Annotated in this window: 15 protein-coding genes and 1 tRNA gene; 7 read left to right on the top strand and 9 right to left on the bottom strand. The window is 66.4% G+C overall.

All coding sequences use genetic code 11. The annotated features are described in order from the left end of the window. From BMZ69_RS00890 to BMZ69_RS32445, 5 genes are all read right to left on the bottom strand, one after another. Positions 1-1,350, bottom strand: coding sequence for a pyruvate dehydrogenase complex dihydrolipoamide acetyltransferase (locus BMZ69_RS00890; RefSeq protein WP_092153855.1), 1,350 nt, complete (start codon positions 1,348-1,350; stop codon positions 1-3). Next, positions 1,341-1,703 (bottom strand): hypothetical protein, encoded by a 363-nt coding sequence (locus BMZ69_RS31460; RefSeq protein ID WP_175506620.1) that lies wholly within the window; start codon positions 1,701-1,703, stop codon positions 1,341-1,343. The genes BMZ69_RS00890 and BMZ69_RS31460 overlap by 10 nt, the downstream gene beginning before the upstream one ends. Positions 1,704-1,728: 25 nt before the next feature. Then, a complete protein-coding gene (locus BMZ69_RS00880; protein ID WP_092153851.1) occupies positions 1,729-3,138 on the bottom strand; it encodes a pyruvate dehydrogenase complex E1 component subunit beta in 1,410 nt (469 codons plus the stop codon). Between the two features lie 65 nt (positions 3,139-3,203). Continuing rightward, on the bottom strand, positions 3,204-4,301 hold the full coding sequence (gene pdhA, locus BMZ69_RS00875) for a pyruvate dehydrogenase (acetyl-transferring) E1 component subunit alpha (RefSeq protein WP_092153849.1): 1,098 nt from the start codon (positions 4,299-4,301) through the stop codon (positions 3,204-3,206). A gap of 381 nt (positions 4,302-4,682) precedes the next feature. Then, positions 4,683-5,240: an FtsB family cell division protein gene (locus BMZ69_RS32445; protein WP_348272439.1), complete on the bottom strand. Its 558-nt coding sequence runs from the start codon at positions 5,238-5,240 to the stop codon at positions 4,683-4,685. Positions 5,241-5,321: 81 nt separating this feature from the next. Between BMZ69_RS32445 and BMZ69_RS00860 the strand changes: the two genes are divergently transcribed. Further along, positions 5,322-5,396: transfer RNA gene (locus tag BMZ69_RS00860), tRNA-Lys, on the top strand. A gap of 247 nt (positions 5,397-5,643) precedes the next feature. On the opposite strand, the gene BMZ69_RS00855 is transcribed toward BMZ69_RS00860, so the two are convergent. Then, on the bottom strand, positions 5,644-6,600 hold the full coding sequence (locus BMZ69_RS00855; RefSeq protein WP_092153845.1) for a hypothetical protein: 957 nt from the start codon (positions 6,598-6,600) through the stop codon (positions 5,644-5,646). Between the two features lie 541 nt (positions 6,601-7,141). On the opposite strand from BMZ69_RS00855, the gene BMZ69_RS00845 reads away from it, so the two are divergent. Continuing rightward, on the top strand, positions 7,142-7,705 hold the full coding sequence (locus BMZ69_RS00845; RefSeq protein WP_092153841.1) for a PRC-barrel domain-containing protein: 564 nt from the start codon (positions 7,142-7,144) through the stop codon (positions 7,703-7,705). A gap of 33 nt (positions 7,706-7,738) precedes the next feature. Here BMZ69_RS00845 and BMZ69_RS00840 read toward each other — a convergent pair whose 3' ends face one another. Next, positions 7,739-9,286: an NAD(P)H-hydrate dehydratase gene (locus BMZ69_RS00840; protein ID WP_092153839.1), complete on the bottom strand. Its 1,548-nt coding sequence runs from the start codon at positions 9,284-9,286 to the stop codon at positions 7,739-7,741. Positions 9,287-9,569: 283 nt separating this feature from the next. Between BMZ69_RS00840 and BMZ69_RS00835 the strand changes: the two genes are divergently transcribed. The 4 genes from BMZ69_RS00835 (at position 9,570) to BMZ69_RS00820 (ending at position 13,801) form a co-directional block, all read left to right on the top strand. Continuing rightward, complete coding sequence (locus BMZ69_RS00835) at positions 9,570-9,908, top strand: P-II family nitrogen regulator (RefSeq protein ID WP_057192756.1); 339 nt, start codon at positions 9,570-9,572, stop codon at positions 9,906-9,908. Positions 9,909-10,087: 179 nt separating this feature from the next. After that, positions 10,088-11,497 (top strand): type I glutamate--ammonia ligase, encoded by a 1,410-nt coding sequence (gene glnA / locus BMZ69_RS00830; RefSeq protein WP_092153837.1) that lies wholly within the window; start codon positions 10,088-10,090, stop codon positions 11,495-11,497. A gap of 202 nt (positions 11,498-11,699) precedes the next feature. Beyond that, entirely contained in the window at positions 11,700-12,638 is a 939-nt protein-coding gene (locus BMZ69_RS00825) for an FkbM family methyltransferase (protein ID WP_092153835.1), read from the top strand. A gap of 8 nt (positions 12,639-12,646) precedes the next feature. Continuing rightward, positions 12,647-13,801: an acyltransferase family protein gene (locus BMZ69_RS00820; protein WP_092153833.1), complete on the top strand. Its 1,155-nt coding sequence runs from the start codon at positions 12,647-12,649 to the stop codon at positions 13,799-13,801. Here the strand turns inward: BMZ69_RS00820 and BMZ69_RS00815 are convergent. Next, positions 13,771-14,988, bottom strand: coding sequence for a glycosyltransferase family 4 protein (locus BMZ69_RS00815; RefSeq protein WP_092153831.1), 1,218 nt, complete (start codon positions 14,986-14,988; stop codon positions 13,771-13,773). The genes BMZ69_RS00820 and BMZ69_RS00815 overlap by 31 nt on opposite strands. Before the next feature lie 61 nt (positions 14,989-15,049). After that, the gene (locus tag BMZ69_RS00810) at positions 15,050-15,250 is read right to left on the bottom strand and encodes a hypothetical protein (RefSeq protein ID WP_092153829.1); all 201 of its coding nucleotides are present in this window, start codon (positions 15,248-15,250) and stop codon (positions 15,050-15,052) included. Between the two features lie 302 nt (positions 15,251-15,552). Between BMZ69_RS00810 and parE the strand changes: the two genes are divergently transcribed. Further along, positions 15,553-17,610: a DNA topoisomerase IV subunit B gene (gene parE, locus BMZ69_RS00805; protein ID WP_092153827.1), complete on the top strand. Its 2,058-nt coding sequence runs from the start codon at positions 15,553-15,555 to the stop codon at positions 17,608-17,610. Positions 17,611-17,764: the final 154 nt, after the last annotated feature.

Here is a 17,764-nt window from a genome sequence, read left to right as displayed (position 1 = left end):
TCACACCAGCATCGCCATGGGCTTCTCGATATAGCCCTTGAAGGCCTGGAGCAGCTCGGCGCCGAGCGCGCCGTCGACGGCGCGGTGGTCGGTCGAGAGCGTCACCGACATCACCGTCGCGACAGCCGGCTGGCCGCCCTTGACGATGACCCGCTGCTCGCCGGCGCCGACCGCCAGGATCGTCGCATGCGGCGGGTTCACTACCGCGGCGAAGTCCTTGACGCCGAACATGCCGAGATTCGAGACCGCGGTCGTGCCGCCCTGGTACTCCTCCGGCTTCAGCTTGCGCGCCTTGGCGCGGGCCGCCATGTCCTTCATCTCGTTGGAGATCTGGCTCAGCGTCTTGTGGCAGGCGTCACGGATGATCGGCGTGATCAGACCGCCCGGGATCGAGACGGCGACGCCGACATCGGCATGCTTGTGCTTGAGCATGGCGGCGTCGGTCCAGGAGACGTTGGCGTCCGGCACGGCCTTGAGCGCCAGAGCGAGCGCCTTGATCACCATGTCGTTGACCGAGAGCTTGTAGGCCGGCTTGCCGTCCTTCTCCGGCGCGGCCGCGTTGAGCTCGGCCCGCAGCTTGAGCAGCGCGTCGAGCTCGCAATCCAGCGTGACGTAGAAGTGCGGGATGGTCTGCTTGGCTTCGGTCAGGCGGCGCGCGATCGTCTTGCGCATGCCGTCATGCGGGATCTCCTCATAGGAGCCCGGCGCGAACAGCTTCTTGGTCTGCTCGTCGGTGGGGCCGGTCGCGAGCGGCGCGGCGGCGGGCTTCGGCGCAGCAGGAGCGCCCGCTGCGGCGGCCGGCGCAGCCTTGGCCGCCCCGCCCTGCCTGGCGGCCTCGATGTCCTTCTCGACGATACGGCCATGCGGGCCCGAGCCCTGGACCTTGCCGAGGTCGATGCCGGCATCCTTGGCGAGGCGGCGTGCCAGCGGCGAGGCGAAGGGGCGGTTGCCGGATGCGGGCGCGGCGGCCTTCGCGGCAGGCGCCGGAGCGGCGGCGGGGGCCGGAGCAGCAGGGGCTGCTGCGGCGGGGGCCGGCTCGGCCGCCTTGGGAGCAGGCTCGCTCTTGGCCGGCGCGGCACTGGGCGCCGAGACGCTCTTGGCGTCCTCGCCCTCACCGGCGATCACGCCGATCACCTCGTTGACGGCGACATCGGCGGTGCCCTCAGGCACGACGATCTTGGCCAGAATGCCCTCGTCGACCGCCTCGACCTCCATGGTCGCCTTGTCGGTCTCGATCTCGGCGATGATGTCGCCGGACTTGATCTTGTCGCCTTCCTTCTTCAGCCATTTGGCGAGATTGCCCTTCTCCATCGTCGGAGAGAGCGCGGGCATCAGGATGTTCACGGGCATGGCTGGAGGCTCGCTTTTTCCAATGCGATGAACAGCATGCGGCGGGCAACGCCCATGCCGAAGCTGACGGAGACGATGACGAAGGCGATATAGTCGAGATGCTCCAGCGCCGTGCCGGCCAGCGTCTTACCGGCCATGAGTTCGGGCGCGAAAGCCTGGACGCTTTCCGGGATCAGCGTCAGCACGCCGGCGGCGGCTAGCACGAAGGAGAGCACGTCGATGCGGTGCAGATGGAGCCGCGTCGTGGCGAGGTCCCTCGGCGTCAGCGGGCGCGGCGCCAGCCGCTTGCGGGGCTTGACATAAGCATAGGTCGCCAGCCCCCCGATCGACGCGAGGCCGACCGAAACCAGCATGGCTCCGATCGTCACCTGCATGACATCAGGCCCGGTAGCAGACGGCCTTGGCCGCCGCGACGACCTCGCCGATGTTGGGCAGCGCCAGCTTCTCGAGGTTGGCGGCATAGGGCATCGGCACGTCCTTGCCGGTGACGCGCGCCACGGGTGCGTCGAGATAGTCGAAGGCCGCCTCCATGATCTTCATGCCGATCTCGGCGGTGACGCCGGACTGCGGGAAGCCCTCCTCGACCGCGACGCAGCGATTGGTCTTCTGCACCGAGGCGATCACCGTCTCGATGTCCATCGGCCGAATGGTTCTGAGGTCGATGACCTCGGCCTCGATGCCTTCCTTGGCCAGTGCCTCGGCAGCGCCGAGCGCATAGGTCATGCCGATGCCGAAAGAGACGATGGTGACGTCGCTGCCGGGGCGCACGACTTTGGCCTTGCCGATCGGGATCGTGAAATCATCGCCCTTCGGCACGTCGAAGGAGCGGCCGTAGAGAATCTCGTTCTCGAGGAAAATGATCGGGTTGGGATCGCGGATCGCGCTCTTGAGCAGGCCCTTCGCATCCGAGGCGCTGTAGGGCATCACCACCTTGAGGCCCGGAACGTTCGAGTACCAGGCGGCATAGTCGTGGCTGTGCTGCGCGCCGACACGGGCGGCAGCGCCGTTGGGACCGCGGAAGACGATCGGGCAGCCCATCTGGCCGCCGGACATGTAGAGCGTCTTGGCGGCCGAGTTGATGATGTGGTCGATCGCCTGCATGGCGAAGTTGAAGGTCATGAACTCGACGATGGGCCGCAGGCCGGTCAACGCCGCGCCGACGCCGATGCCGGCGAAGCCGTGCTCGGTGATCGGGGTGTCGATGACGCGGCGCGCGCCGAACTCCTGCAGCAGCCCCTGCGTGACCTTGTAGGCGCCCTGGTATTCGGCAACCTCCTCGCCCATCACGAAGACGTCGGCGTCGCGCCGCATCTCCTCGGCCATGGCGTCGCGCAGCGCCTCGCGCACGGTCATCGAGACGACCTCGGCGCCGGCCGGGAATTCGGAGGAGGCGTCGTAGGATTTCGCCTGGGCCGGAACGCTCGGCGCCGCGGCCTGAGCGGCAGGCGCCTCGGCGGCTGCTGCCGGTGCCGGAGCCGGAGCCTCCGCCGCCTGAGGCGCCGGAGCGGCCTTGCCGCCACCACTCGCAGCGGCAGAGAGGTCCTCGCCATCGGCGGCGATCACCGCGATCGGCGTGTTGACCGCGACGTTCTCAGTCCCGTCGGCAATCAGGATCTTGGCGAGGATGCCCTCGTCGACCGCCTCGACCTCCATGGTCGCCTTGTCGGTCTCGATCTCGGCGATGATGTCGCCGGACTTGATCGTGTCGCCCTCGGCTTTGAGCCATTTGGCGAGCTTGCCCTGTTCCATGGTCGGCGACAGGGCGGGCATCAGAATGTCGATCGGCATGAACGCACCCGGAGTTCTGGGATAGCCGCAAGGGCTGAGATGGGTGGGAAGGATCGGGCGCGGCGTCAGGCCTGAGCCGGCTCCAGCAGGATGTCGGTCCAGAGCTCGGAGACGTCCGGCTCGGGATCATGCGTCGCGAACTCGGCGGCGTCGTTGACGATCTCGCGCACCTTGGCGTCGATCGCCTTGAACTCGTCCTCGCCGAGCTTGTGCTCGCGCGTCAGGCGGCCGCGCACCTGCTCGATCGGGTCGTGCTCCTCGCGCATGCGCTGGACCTCGTCCTTCGAGCGATACTTCGCCGGATCGGACATCGAATGGCCGCGATAGCGATAGGTCTGCATCTCAAGGATGTAGGGGCCCTTGCCGGAGCGGGCATGCTCGATGGCACGGCTGGCGGCCTCGCGCACGGCGCGGACGTCCATGCCGTCGACCTGCTCGCCGGGAATACCGAAGGAGACGCCGCGCTTGGAGAAATCGGTCTGGGCCGAGGCGCGGTTGACCGAGGTGCCCATGGCGTAGCGGTTGTTCTCGATCACGAACACGACCGGCAGCTTCCAGAGCTGGGCCATGTTGAAGCTCTCATAGACCTGGCCCTGATTGGCGGCGCCGTCGCCGAAATAGGCCATCGATACCCGCCCGTCCTGGCGATACCAGTTGGCGAAGCCGAGGCCGGCGCCGAGCGAGACCTGGGCGCCGACGATGCCGTGGCCGCCATAGAAATTCTTCTCGCGGCTGAACATGTGCATCGAGCCGCCCTTGCCGTGCGAATAGCCGCCGCGCCGGCCGGTGAGCTCGGCCATCACGCCGCGCGATTCCATGCCGCAGGCGAGCATGTGACCATGGTCGCGATAGCCGGTGATGACTTGATCGCCATCCTTGGAGGCCATCTGCATGCCGATGACCACGGCTTCCTGGCCAATGTAGAGATGGCAGAAGCCGCCGATCAGGCCCATGCCGTACATCTGGCCGGCCTTCTCCTCGAAGCGGCGGATCAGCAGCATCTCGCGATAGGCGTGGAGCTCCTCCTCCTTAGTGAAGGTCGGAACGTTCGGGATCGCCTTGGCCGCACCCTTCGGGGTGCTCTTCGCCGCGGTCTTTGCCGGCGCCTTTGCGGCTGCCTTCGCAGGCGCCCCTGCTTTCGTCTTCCGTGCGGCAATGGCCATGAACGGTCCTCCCCGAGCTCTCCTGCTTTGGTTGTAGAGGAAGCCCCGAGCCTTGGCGAGACGGGCATCTCGCACTGCAACATAGTCTAAGACATTGTTATATTTAATATAATGAGATTTAACCGATTATAAGTTAATCGATCTTTTTGCGACCATTGACGCAAGGATAGCCGGCTCGAAGCCCGCTCGACCAGACCGATGCAGTCCAAGCGGCAAAGCGGTTTCTTGCCTTGCGACGACATCGCCCGGCCGACCGGGATCTCGGGCATGTTCGAGCGAAGTGGACACCAGTCCGCGTGAAGACAATGCCACAAGACAAGGACCTGGAGCGTTTGCGCGATTTGGAGAGGCGCGGAGATGCTCTGACCCCGCAGGATCGCCTCAGCGCCCCATCACGACGACGTCGTTGCGATGGACACGGCCGAGCATGGCCCGAGCCCTCTCTTCGAGCAGATCGCGATCCACAGCTTCGTCGCGCATCAGGTTCAGGCGCTTTTCCCAATCCTGCCGCTCGCTGGCCAGCGCCGCGAGCTCGCCGTCCATCTCGGTGAGCTTCTCGCGCAATCCGCCGAGCGCCTCGAGGCCACGAGCGCCATGCTGGGCATGGAACAGGAAATAGCCGACCACTGCGCTCGACACGAGATAGAGCGCGAGCGTGATGAGGACGGAGCGGAGGCCGCGGCGAATGACCATGTGGCCACGATAGAGTCGCTTGGTTGATGCAGCGTTAACGAAGCGCGCCGCGCCCGGCGGGACCGGGTCCGCCGTGCGATCGGGGGCGAGCGTGCAGCGGACCCCGATCGTTCGAAACTCGCGCGTGAGCATCGAAGCGTGAACATGATCAGCGCCCGCACCCTGAGCGCAAACACCTTGCTCCAAGCGCTCCAGCACATCCGCGCGGCCGCCAAATCCGCGCCGATCCTTGCGTTCGTCGACCATCGTCGCGAACTCTGCCACGATGCGCCCGACGGAACGATGTTGACCGCCGCGCGCCAGCTGCCTATGTCAGCGCCCCAGTGAGGGCGGGTAGCTCAGTGGTAGAGCACGTGACTTTTAATCATGTGGTCGAGGGTTCGATCCCCTCCCCGCTCACCATGATCAAACGACTGATTTGTCTAGAAAATTAGACCAACCTAACCGAGTCCGAACACGAGTTTGCGACGCTGGAGGACGCGTCGCGTGCCGCAGGTTCGCCGGAGATCGTTCTGGGCGCGTTCACCGCATCTGCCGCATCGTCGGCAGGAATCAGGCGCCGGCGAGACGGAATTCACGCGGCCTACCGAAAAGATCGTCGGCCAGCACAAGGGGGCTCGTCGCGATCAGGGCCTGCCGGCATCGCGCGCTACAGCTTCGCGATGGTGCGATGGAATGACTGATAGTCCCCCTCGGCGGGGAAGATGATCCGCGGCGTGTTTTCGACCCAGAGTACCTTGCCGATGAATCGCCTCCCTGCCGGGCCGGCTGGTGCCGCGTACCAGAGATGATTCAGGATCTCGCCCCATAGCGAGCCCTTGCCGGGCTCGGTCGCCCAGGCATCGCTGACCGCATAATGCTGATTGTAGGCATCCTGCGGATCGAATGCCGGATATTCGACCTCGACCAGAAGCGCGCCCGCGCCGCGCATGCCACGCAGCCGGTTCTTCGCGTTCCTGTTCGCATCCGGAATGACGAAGCCCAGCTCCTCCTCGTATCCGAAGAACAGCTTGTAGCGCTTCTTCTGCGCGTTGTGACTGCCGGCGGCCTTCCGTCCCAGCGCCTCGATGGTCATGCGGTTGGGGTTGAAGCTCACATAGATCTGAGGGACCTTCGGCGCGTCGATGCCCGAACCACCAAAGACACGACCAATGCTGCGAAGCACCGGTTCGGTCTTGCCGATACTGCAGCCTCGGACGATGATTTTCGGACCCCGCTTGATCGCCGCGGCCTTTCTGGCGATTCGCTCCAGCTCGTCGTCTTTCACGCCTGCCGGGGCATCGATTTTCGGCTTTTCCTTGCGCCGGAAGCTCTCGGCGGCCGAGGCGATCGCGTTCATGAGCGCGGTGAAGGATTTGGCGTCTCCAGGTATGCCGGTCTTCTCGGATAGATCGACCGCAAGCCCGCCGTCATGACCATGGCAGACTATCAGGTTGTATGCGGCATGGCTGGCCGCGATCTGCTCGACAAGTTGTTCGATCGTAGAGAAGCGCGACTGTTGGCGGACCGGAATGAACTCCGTGCCGAAACTGTCCTGCGGGCAGCGGGTATAATATTGCCCGGGAATATTTCCCAGCGAAGCATGGATATGGGCGCTGATCGGCATACGGGATTCTCCGGACGACGCCGCCAGCATGAGGCAAGGCGAGAAGCCGGAAATCCTTCATTTGGATGGCAAGGCGCTCCGCCGTACCGTCTCAGCCCAGACGTTCGACGATGCCACCCGGCGGCGTCCCGCGAGGTTGCCGCGGCCTCCCGAAGGAGCGGCCTTCAGATGGCGCAATCTCCCCTGCGTAGCCATCGAGCTCCCAGCAGCGCCAGCGCTGGTAATCCGCCGCGGTCGCAGCCTCGGAGCAGGCCAGCCATTGCGAACGTTGCCAGAAGGCCGCGGCGGGGGCCGTCGTCGCGATCATGCCGACAGCGGCGAGGCCGAAAAATGTGAGATTTCTGCACATCCTATCAGGCTCCCGGCCGTCATGACGAGCCGCGAGAAAAGCGCATAGGCCTTACTGAAGCGCTAAGCCGACTTTCCTCGCGCGCCTCCCAATCCGTCAAACGGCACGCGCATCCTCCCCATACGCGAACCAAAACGTCGCTTCCGCGTTGTCCACTCATCCCGCAGATGCGGACACGACAGGAGGATACCGATGTACAAGCGTCACGTTGCATTGACGGCTATCGGCGGCGTCATGCTTGCCACAGCTGCCGTCGCGCAGACCAGCTCGCCCTCGAACCAGCCGCCGAGCCCGCAGCCGACAGCGCCCGCGACGAGCGCGCCTGCCGCCCCGGCGCCGGCTGCCGAGACCGCCAAGGCCCCGGAGAACAATCTCGCCGGCCAGGGCAAGTGGCGGGCATCGAAGCTGATGGGCGTCGACATCTACGGTCCCGACAACAAGAAGGTCGGTGACGTCACCGAGGTGGTGTTCGACAAGACCGGCAAGATCGAGCTCGTCACCGTCGGCGTCGGCGGCTTTCTCGGCATCGGCACCAAGGACGTCGCGATCCCGTTCGAGCAGGTGCAGTGGAGCGAGGAGCCGATGGTTACGCCGGCCCCCGCCCCTGCCGGCGGGACTGGAGCCAGCGGCAGCACCGCGATGAACGCGCCGCCAGCCGCCAAGAAGGGCCCGGAGATGTATCCGGACCATGGTAAGATCACTATGACCAAGGAGCAGCTGACCTCCGCTCCGGCCGTGACCTACGCGGCCCGTTGATCGAAGGTCGTTGTGCCAATCACAGCCCGCCCCTCACGGGGCGGGCTTTTTCTTGCCGGCCGGATCGTCGTAGAGCTGCGCCAGCAGTGGTGGCAACGCTTCGGGCAGGTCATCGGCGATGAGGCCCCCGCCGAGCTCCTCGCCGGCGCGGCCATGCAGCCAGACCGCGGCACAGGCCGCCTCAAAGGCCGGCATCTTCTGCGCCAGCAGGCCGGCGACGACGCCGCCGAGAACGTCGCCCGAACCGGCTGTCGCCAATGCGGATGAACCGGTCTCGTTGATCGCGCCCCGCCCATCGGGAGCTGCGATCACCGTGTCTGGGCCCTTGAGCACGACGACCGCTCCGGTCTGCTTGGCCGCCTGCCGCGCCCGCTGGAGCTTGCCGCGCGCCGCCGCAAAGCCCCCCGCTTCGCCGAACAGTCGCTTGAACTCGCCCTCATGCGGCGTCAGCACGGCAACGCCGGAGCGCCGGCTCAGCAGGTCGGCAAAGCCCGGCCGCCGTGCCCCGATATGCGTGAGCGCATCGGCATCGAAGACGCAGGGCCAGCCCTGCCGCAAAGCAACCTCCACCCAGGCGCACGCTTCGGCGTCGAGCCCGAGTGCAGGGCCGATCAGTACTGCGTCGAGCTTGCGGCTCGTCGATGCCGCCTCGAAGGCGGCCGCGTCCGCGGCGGCCGATTGCATCAGGGCGTCCGGGCCGCGCCCGGCATGGGCCGCCAATGCCTCCGGCCGGCAGATGATCGTCGCCAGGCCCGCGCCGATGCGCAGCGCCGCGCGCGCCCCCAGTCGTGGCGCTCCGACACCGGACAGCCCGCCTGCTGCGATCGCCATCACGCCGCGGCCGTATTTGTGGACATCGGTCGCGTGGTCGGGGAGTTGAGAGCGCCACAGCGCCGGACCGTTGCGGAAAGCGGATGGCGCGATTCCGCCCGGCGCGAAGAGAACCTCGGGCCGGATGCCGATGTCCGCCAGCGTGAGCACGCCGCATAGTGCCCGGCCGGGATGCAGCAGATGGCCGGGCTTCAGCCGGAAGAAGGTCACGGTCTCATCGGCGCGGACGGCGGGGCCTTCGGTGAGGCCGGTGTCGCCATGGACGCCGCTCGGCACGTCGACCGCGATCACGGTTTGCCCTGCCGCGTTGACGCGCTCGATCAGGGCCGCGGTCTCGCCGGAGATCGGTCGGCTGAGGCCGGCGCCGAACAGTGCGTCGATCACGACATCATGCCGAGCCGGGTCGACGCCTCCGCTCGTCTCGATCGCCCCGGTCCAGCGCTCTGCCGCAAGCGCGGCGTCTGCGTCGAGGGCCGCCCGCTCTCCGGCGAGCGCCAGCGTCACGTGACAACCGCGCTCCGCCAGCAGACGAGCCGCGACGAAGCCGTCGCCGCCATTGTTGCCGGGGCCGCAGAGGACCAGGACGCGGTGACCAGGGCGGATGCGCCGCGTCACCGCATCGGCGACGGCCCTGCCCGCTTTTTCCATCAGGACAATGCCAGGCGTGCCGGCGGCGATCGTCGCCGCATCCGCCCCCGCCATCTCGGCGACGCTGAGCAAAGCAAGGGCGGCGGGAGGCGAGACAGTCATGCGCGGATTGTCAGCCAGCCCGAGGACAGGGGCAAGAACCCACGCAGGATTTGCGATTGCACGCGTTATGTGCAGATGCATAATTTTTGGACTGTTTTTTGCCTCTTCAACAGGCGGATTGCCCCGGGGGGCGTCATGGCGGCCCGCCTGCGCCGATGCTATGAGCAGTTCAGGCGAGGTTTTGTCGGACGCGCCGAGGTTGATCCGGGCTGGCCGCCATGGTCAGAACGGAAGAAGGCTGCGTACAGTGCTGCAAGCTCACGCCAAGGAGGTCGGTCGGCGCATGAAGAAGATCGAAGCGATCATCAAGCCCTTCAAGCTCGACGAGGTGAAGGAGGCGCTGCAGGAGGTGGGCCTCCAGGGCATCACGGTGCTCGAGGCGAAGGGTTTCGGCCGCCAGAAGGGCCATACCGAGCTCTATCGCGGCGCCGAATACGTGGTCGACTTCCTGCCGAAGGTGAAGATCGAGATCGTGCTGGCCGACGACATGGTCGAGCGCGCGATCGAAGCGATCAAGAAGGCCGCCCAGACCGGCCGGATCGGCGATGGCAAGATTTTTGTATCGAGCGTGGAGGGGGCGATCCGCATCCGCACCGGAGAATCCGGCGCAGACGCGATCTGAGGATTATTCCCACTACCCCAGAGCGGGATGCGAAAAGTGGACACCGGTTTTTCGCATCGACCCCGCTCTGAACTTTGGAATCGATCACGTTCACCGTGATCTAGGAATGCGTGCGCCGGCGGAGCCCCGCAGGCAACGTCTGTCGTGAGACCCTAGCAGTCGACAAAGGAAGTCGTGAGATGAAGAACGCCAAAGAGGTCCTGAAGGCGATCAAGGACAATGACGTCAAATACGTCGACTTCCGCTTCACCGATCCGCGCGGCAAGTGGCAGCACGTCACCTTCGACGTCTCGATGATCGACGAGGAGATTTTCGCCGAAGGCACGATGTTCGACGGCTCCTCGATCGCCGGCTGGAAGGCGATCAACGAGTCCGACATGCTGCTGATGCCCGACCCGTCGACGGCCTGCATCGACCCGTTCTTCTCGGCCTCGACCATGGTCATCAACTGTGACGTGCTCGAGCCGGCGACCGGCGAGCCCTATAGCCGCGACCCGCGCGGCATGGCCAAGAAGGCCGAGGCGTACCTCAAGTCGACCGGCATCGGCGATACCGTCTATGTCGGCCCCGAAGCCGAATTCTTCGTCTTCGACGACGTCAAGTTCTCGGCCGACCCTTACAACACCGGCTTCAAGCTCGACAGCGTCGAGCTGCCGATCAACGGCCAGACCGAATACGAAGGCGGCAATCTCGGCCACCGTATCGCGATCAAGGGCGGCTACTTCCCGGTCCCGCCGCAGGATTCGGCGCAGGACATGCGCGGCGAGATGCTCGCGGCCATGGCGGCGATGGGCGTCAAGGTCGAGAAGCATCACCACGAGGTCGCCTCGGCCCAGCACGAACTCGGCATGAAGTTCGACACGCTGACGCATATGGCGGACCAGATGCAGGTCTATAAGTACGCCATCCACAATGTCGCCCAGAGCTACGGCAAGACCGCGACTTTCATGCCCAAGCCCGTCTATGGCGACAACGGCTCGGGCATGCACGTCCACCTGTCGATCTGGAAGGGTGGCAAGCCGCTCTTCGCCGGCAACAAGTACGCCGACCTGTCGCAGGAGTGCCTGTGGTTCATCGGAGGCGTGATCAAGCACGCCAAGGCGCTGAACGCCTTCACCAACCCGTCGACCAACTCCTACAAGCGTCTGGTCCCGGGCTATGAGGCGCCGGTTCTGCTCGCCTATTCGGCGCGCAACCGCTCGGCCTCCTGCCGTATTCCGTGGACGACCTCGCCGAAGGCCAAGCGCGTCGAGGTCCGCTTCCCCGATCCGATGGCGAACCCCTATCTCGCCTTCGCCGCGCTGACGATGGCCGGCCTCGACGGCATCCTCAACAAGATCGATCCGGGCCCGGCGATGGACAAGGACCTGTACGACCTGCCGCCGCGCGAGCTGAAGAAGATCCCGACCGTCTGCGGCTCGCTGCGCGAGGCGCTGGATGCGCTGAAGAAGGACAACGCCTTCCTCAAGGCCGGCGGCGTCTTCACCGACGACTTCATCGAGAGCTATATCGAGCTGAAGATGCAGGACGTGGCGCGCTTCGAGATGACGCCGCACCCGGTCGAGTTCACGATGTACTATTCCTACTGAGCCTTTTCCGGCCGAGCTTTCGGCTCGGCCAGGATTTCCTCCCGACTGCGGCGATCCGCAGTCCACCTTGCAAACCGGGGCGGCGACGCCTCGGTTTTTTATTCGTTAGCGCCATCGGCGCCGTTTTCGGTGATCGCCTTTACCGGCTGGCAGAGTTTTCCCAGTAAGCAATCTGCGATCCGTCAGCTTCCGGAGCGCCGCAATGGCTCCTGCCTCGTCCGCCATCGCTTTCGACCGCTCGGCCGGCCGCCTCGTCGCCGGCAGCCTCGGCACCCGAACCCTGGTCGGCGCGCTCGATGCCTATGGCGCGCTTTCCCGCCCCCTGCAGCAGCGCGGGCTCTACAAGGCTTGCCGGCTGGTCGGCAGCGTCGCCTGGAGCGGACGGACCGCGACCATCGCGCTCGGCCCCGACGCGCAGATCAGCTTTCCTGCCAGCGATCCCTACTGGAACCGGATGTTGCTGCGCTCCTACGACCATGAGCCGGAGCTGGCGCGCCTGCTGCGCCTGCTGGCCGGCGTCGACTATGGCTTCGTCGATTGCGGCGCCAATATTGGCTACTGGTCGGTCTTCGTCGCCTCGCGCACCGGCGGCGGCAAGCCGGTCCTCGCGATCGAAGCCTCTGCCTCCACCTATGCCCGCCTGGCCGCCAACGCCGCGCCGCATGCGGACAAGATCGAGCCCATCCATCGCGCCATTTTCGATCGTTCCGGCATCGAGGTCAGGCTCAATGCCGAGGCGCATGAGGCCAGAGGCATCGCAGCCGAGGGCGAAGTCTCGAACGGCGAGATCGTGATCTCGACCTCGATCGACGATCTGCTGGATCAGCGCAGCTGGGCCGCGCGTCGGCTCGTGGTCAAGCTTGACGTCGAGGGCGTCGAGCGCGAGGCCTTGGCCGGGATGGAGCAGGCGCTCGGCAAGGGTGCGCTGGTGATCTACGAGGATCACGGCTCCGACCCGGCGCATGCCCTGACCCGGCACATCATCGCGGAGCGCGGGCTTGCCGTGCATCTGCTGCTCGACGATCGCACGGTTACGATCACGAAGGCCGACGAGCTCGACGCCTACAAATGCGATCGCACCAGAGGCTACAACCTGATCGCCCTGCGCGATCCGAAGCAATGGCCTGAAGTCTCGCCATAGGTGCGCCGATGTCGCTCCGCCAGGACGCACCGACGGCCATACCGTCGACCGCCGTTCCCCTGCTCGACAATCTTCAGGTCTGCCGGGCCTTCGCGGCGATCACCGTCGTCATCGGCCACGCCCTGCACGATGCCGGGGTCGTCGCCGCCGGCCGAGGCGTCGAGGCGCCTGGCCCCAACCTGGACTGGACCTTCGGCGTCGACGTCTTCTTCGTCATCTCCGGCTTCATCATGGTCTATGTCTCGGGCAGGGATTTCGCCAAGCCGGGAGCGGCCTGGCAGTTCCTGAGCCGCCGGCTGATCCGGATTGTGCCGCTCTACTGGACGCTGACGACGCTCCTTCTGGTCGTCGGGCTGCTCCTGCCGCAATTGCTCACAATCCCCATCGGGTCGCTGTCCTATATCGTCAGCTCCTATCTTTTCATCCCCGAATGGCGCATCGGCGCGCCGGTGCCGGAAATCCGCCCGCTCCTGGCGCTGGGCTGGACCCTGAACTACGAGATGCTGTTCTACGTCGCGCTAGCGGGTGTGATGTTCCTGCCCGCGAAGCGAGCGATCGCGGTCCTGAGCGTGCTGTTTGCCGCAGCGGTGACGGCGCGCTTCGCCTTCGACATCCAGCAGACCCAGCTGATGTTCTGGAGCGATCCGATCATCCTGGAATTCCTGATGGGCTGCTATCTGGCGCTGGCTCGCCAGGCCGGCTGGCGCCTGCCCGCGCCGGCGGCGCTGCTCCTGGCCATGGCGGGGATCTTTGGGTCAGTGCTGAATTCCGGCAGCGCGGCGGAAATGCGCCCGCTCGTGGTGGGGCTACCCGCCCTGATGCTGGTCGCCGCCGCGGCACTCGGACCGAGCTTGCCGAGACTGGCGCCGACCCGCATCGCGATCCTGCTCGGCGACGCGTCCTATGCGCTCTATCTCAGCCACCCGCTGGTCATCCGGTCGCTGCGCGAGGTCTGGCTGAAGCTCGCCGATCCCGCCTGGCCCCTCTGGGTCTATGCCGTGCTGTGCGTCGTGGCGGCATCGCTGGCGGCGATCCCGATCTACCTGCTGTTCGAGCGGCCGATGACGCGGCTACTGCAGGGCAAAGCGAAAGGTCGGCGGGAGGCGCAGAAAGATCTGGCGACCGTCTCGCCTCAGGCCGCGGCGGTGAGCACCGGCCGGTAGGCCTCGATCAGCCGCCGGACATGACGCTGCATCGTCAGCGGGTCGTCCCAATAGCGGCGATAGGCGGCGGCCCCCATGCGCGCGGCGGCGTTGTCGTCCGTCAATCGACCCAGGGCGTTCGCCAACCCTGTCCTGTCGCCACCTTCGACCAGGATCCCGTCTTCGCCGTCCTCGATCCAGCTCGCAGGGCCAGTGGTCCGCGAGAGCACGACCGGCACGCCGAGCGAGCGCGCCTCGGCGATCACCAGCGGGCCCGGCTCGTACCAGAGCGAGGGCAGCACGAGGCAGCGTGCCGCCGCGATCTCGTCGAAGACCTGTTCGGCCGGCACCCAGCCGCGGATTTCGGCCTGCGGATTGAGACGGGCGATCTGCTCGGCGAGCGGTCCCTCGCCGACGAAACGCACGGGCATGCCGGCATCCTGCGCGGCAAGGGCCAGGATGTCGCCGGCCTTCTCCTGCGTGAAGCGCCCGAGAAACAGCGCGTGGCGGTTCTTCGCCACGTCGACGGGCCGGCGCTTCTGCGCCTCCATCATGTTCTCGACCACGGCATGCTGGGCCTGCTTCGGCAGGAAGGGCTCGGCGAAACGGCGAGCGAAATCGCTGACATGGATGAAGAGCGGTGCGCGGAGCTTGCGCATCGCCTCATCCGAACGCCATTGCCGGGCGACGCGAACCAGTTTGTGAATATAAGAGGCGCGGTCGCAATTGGCGGTGATGCAGCCGACCGACATCGGCGTCTGCTGGCAGGGCGCTCCGGCCTTGAAATCGAAATAGCCGCCCACCGGGCAGAAGGAGAAATAGTCGTGCATGGTGATCGCGACGGGCAGGCCACTTTCGCCGGCAGCCGCGATCGCAGCCGGGCTGAAGGCCTTGGTCCATTGATGCAGGTGCACGAGCGTCTCGCCGCGCGGCTGGCGCGCGAGAAGGTCGGTCAGGAAGGTATGGGCAGGAGTATTCCAGATGCCCTGCCGAGCGGCCGCCACCTTGCTGCCGACATGCCAGATCTCTTCGCCAGGGTAGAGCTCGACACTGATCAGCGGGTGATCCAGCCGCTCGGAGACCGGGCCGATCGCACAGGCGAAGACGATCTCGACGCCGACCTCGGCAAGCCCGCGTGCACTCTCGATCGCGACCTTGGCGGCGCCGCCGTTGACCGAGCCGAAATCGCTGACGATGACCACGCGCATTGACGAGCCTCCCACCGAGGCTCTTCTAGCGTTCAAAGATTGAGGAAGCGCTGACGGCGCCTCAACGCAAGGCGACGAGCGCCAGGCCGATCAGCGCGACGATGGCGGCGGCCCACCAAAGCCGGCGCAGCTGCGCGGCTTCCGCATCCTGTCGCGTTTCGAGGCCGGAGCATTCCTCGTAGGCAAAGGCTTCACCGGCAAAGCGCGCGGCCCGTTCGAGGCCAGCGATACAGACCTTCGGTACTGCGGAACGCGACGCCACGTGACCTTCCCCCTTGAAGCCAGCTTAGCCGAATACGCGGCCGGAACCAGTCCCGATTCGCGTGACGATGATGAAACCGCCGCCGTTAACGGCAGCTGAACCCGCGAGCAGCGGAAGCGGTTCCGCAAGCTCGCTCTGGCATTCCCGGATGACGGTTCAGCGACGGCCTCGTCCATCCTGACTTTCGGCGGCAGACCGATCGGTTTATTGCGGAGAAGCGCCGGGCTATAGGGGCTCGGGCAAGCGGGCGTCGGGCCGATGCGATATCCTGCGGACCTAGCGAATCAGCGAGTGCGGTGACGATGACGGACGATCTCTTCGGCGATGACGGCGGCAAGGATGCGCGCGCGGAAGCGCCTGCGCCGGCCCCAGCGCCGAAGCCGGCCGCACGCCCTGCCCCGCGCAGCGGCACGCCGTCCGAGGCCGGCTACGATGCCTCCGCCATCGAGGTGCTCGAAGGGTTGGAGCCGGTGCGGCGCCGGCCGGGCATGTATATCGGCGGCACGGACGAGCGGGCGCTGCATCATCTCTTCGCCGAGGTGATCGACAACGCCATGGACGAGGCCGTCGCCGGCCATGCCAGCTTCATCGATGTCGAGCTCTTCGCCGACGGCTCGCTCGCGGTCACCGACAATGGCCGCGGCATGCCGATCGACCCGCATCCGAAATTCCCGGACAAGTCCGCGCTCGAAGTGATCATGACGATCCTGCACGCCGGCGGAAAGTTCGACTCCAAGGTCTATGAGACATCGGGCGGCCTGCACGGCGTCGGCGTCTCCGTCGTCAACGCGCTCTCCGACCTGGTCGAGGTCGAGGTCGCGCGCGGCCAGATGCTCTATCGCCAGAGCTTCTCGCGCGGCCTGCCGCTCGGGCCGCTGGAGACGGTCGGCCGGGCGCCGAACCGGCGCGGCACCCGCGTGCGTTTCCATCCCGACGCACAGATCTTCGGCGAAGGCGCGCATTTCGTCCCGGCGCGGCTGTTCCGCATGGCCCGTTCGAAGGCCTATCTGTTCGGCGGCGTCGAGATCCGCTGGCGCTGCGCGCCCTCGCGCTTGCAGCCCGAAGGCGACGTCGCGGCCGAGGCGGTGTTCAAGTTCCCCGGGGGCTTGCGCGACTATCTCGCCCGCGAGATCGAGGGCAAGGACCTCGTCGCCGAGCCGATCTTCTCGGGGAAGATCACCAAGGAAGGCGGCCACGGCTCGCTCGAATGGGCGGTGGCCTGGCTCGCGACCGGCGAGGACGGGTTCTCCTCCTCCTACTGCAACACGATCCCGACGCCGGAAGGCGGCACGCATGAGCAGGGCCTGCGCATCGCCCTGCTGCGCGGCCTGCGCGACCATGCCGAGCGCATCGGCCAGTCCAAGCGCATGGCGCAGGTCACCGCCGACGACGTGATGGCGACCTGCGCCGCCATGCTCTCGGTCTTCATCCGCGAGCCGGAGTTCCAGGGCCAGACCAAGGACAAGCTGGCGACGCTGGAGGCCGCCCGCATCGTCGAGAACGCGATGCGCGACGCCTTCGACCATTGGCTCGCCGCCTCGCCGCAGCAGGCGCTGAAACTGCTCGACTGGTCGGTCGACCGGGCGGAGGAGCGCCAGCGCCGGCGGCTGGAGAAGGAAGTCTCGCGCAAGACCGCGACGCGCAAGCTCCGGCTACCCGGCAAGCTGGCCGATTGCAGCTCGGCCGGCGCGGCAGGATCCGAGATCTTCATCGTCGAGGGCGATTCGGCCGGCGGCTCGGCCAAGCAGGCGCGTGACCGGGCGACCCAGGCGATCCTGCCCCTGCGCGGCAAGATCCTCAACGTCGCCAATGCGACGCGCGACAAGCTCAACGCCAACCAGCAACTCGCCGACCTGATCCTGGCGCTGGGCTGCGGCATCGGCAGCCAGTTCCGCGAGGACGATCTGCGCTACGAGAAGGTCATCGTGATGACCGACGCCGACGTCGACGGCGCCCATATCGCCTCGTTGCTGGTGACCTTCTTCTGGCGCCAGATGCCGCGGCTGATCGAGAAGGGCCATCTCTATCTCGCCGTGCCGCCGCTCTACCGGCTCCAGCATGGCGGCAAGAGCGTCTATGCCCGTAACGACGCCCATAAGGACGAGCTGATCGACACCGTCTTCAAGGGCAAGAAGCCGGAGATCAGCCGCTTCAAGGGCCTGGGCGAAATGATGCCGGCCCAGCTCAAGGAGACGACCATGGATCCGAAGAAGCGGATCCTGCTCAAGGTCATGGTCGACCATGAGGCCAAGGAGGAGACCTCCGACACGGTCGAGCGGCTGATGGGTAACAAGCCGGAGGCGCGCTTTCTCTTCATTCAGGAGCGGGCCGCCTTCGCCGGCGAGCTGATCGACCTGTGAAGCGAAGCCTGGGCGGCTCGCCTGCCGGGCTCCCCCGCAAGCCTGCCGGGCTGCCTCCTACCGCGTATGCGCCCATCCTGCGCGCATGCCGACCGATCCACACGATGCCGACCATGACTTCGCAGAGCGCCGTGGCCGCCCCCAGCCCTATCTC

The sequence above is a fragment of the Allobosea sp. CRIB-10 genome, from assembly GCF_900112185.1.
GTDB lineage: Bacteria > Pseudomonadota > Alphaproteobacteria > Rhizobiales > Beijerinckiaceae > Allobosea.
Note: the sequence above shows the minus strand (reverse complement) of the source record. Positions and strands in the feature narration are given on the sequence as shown.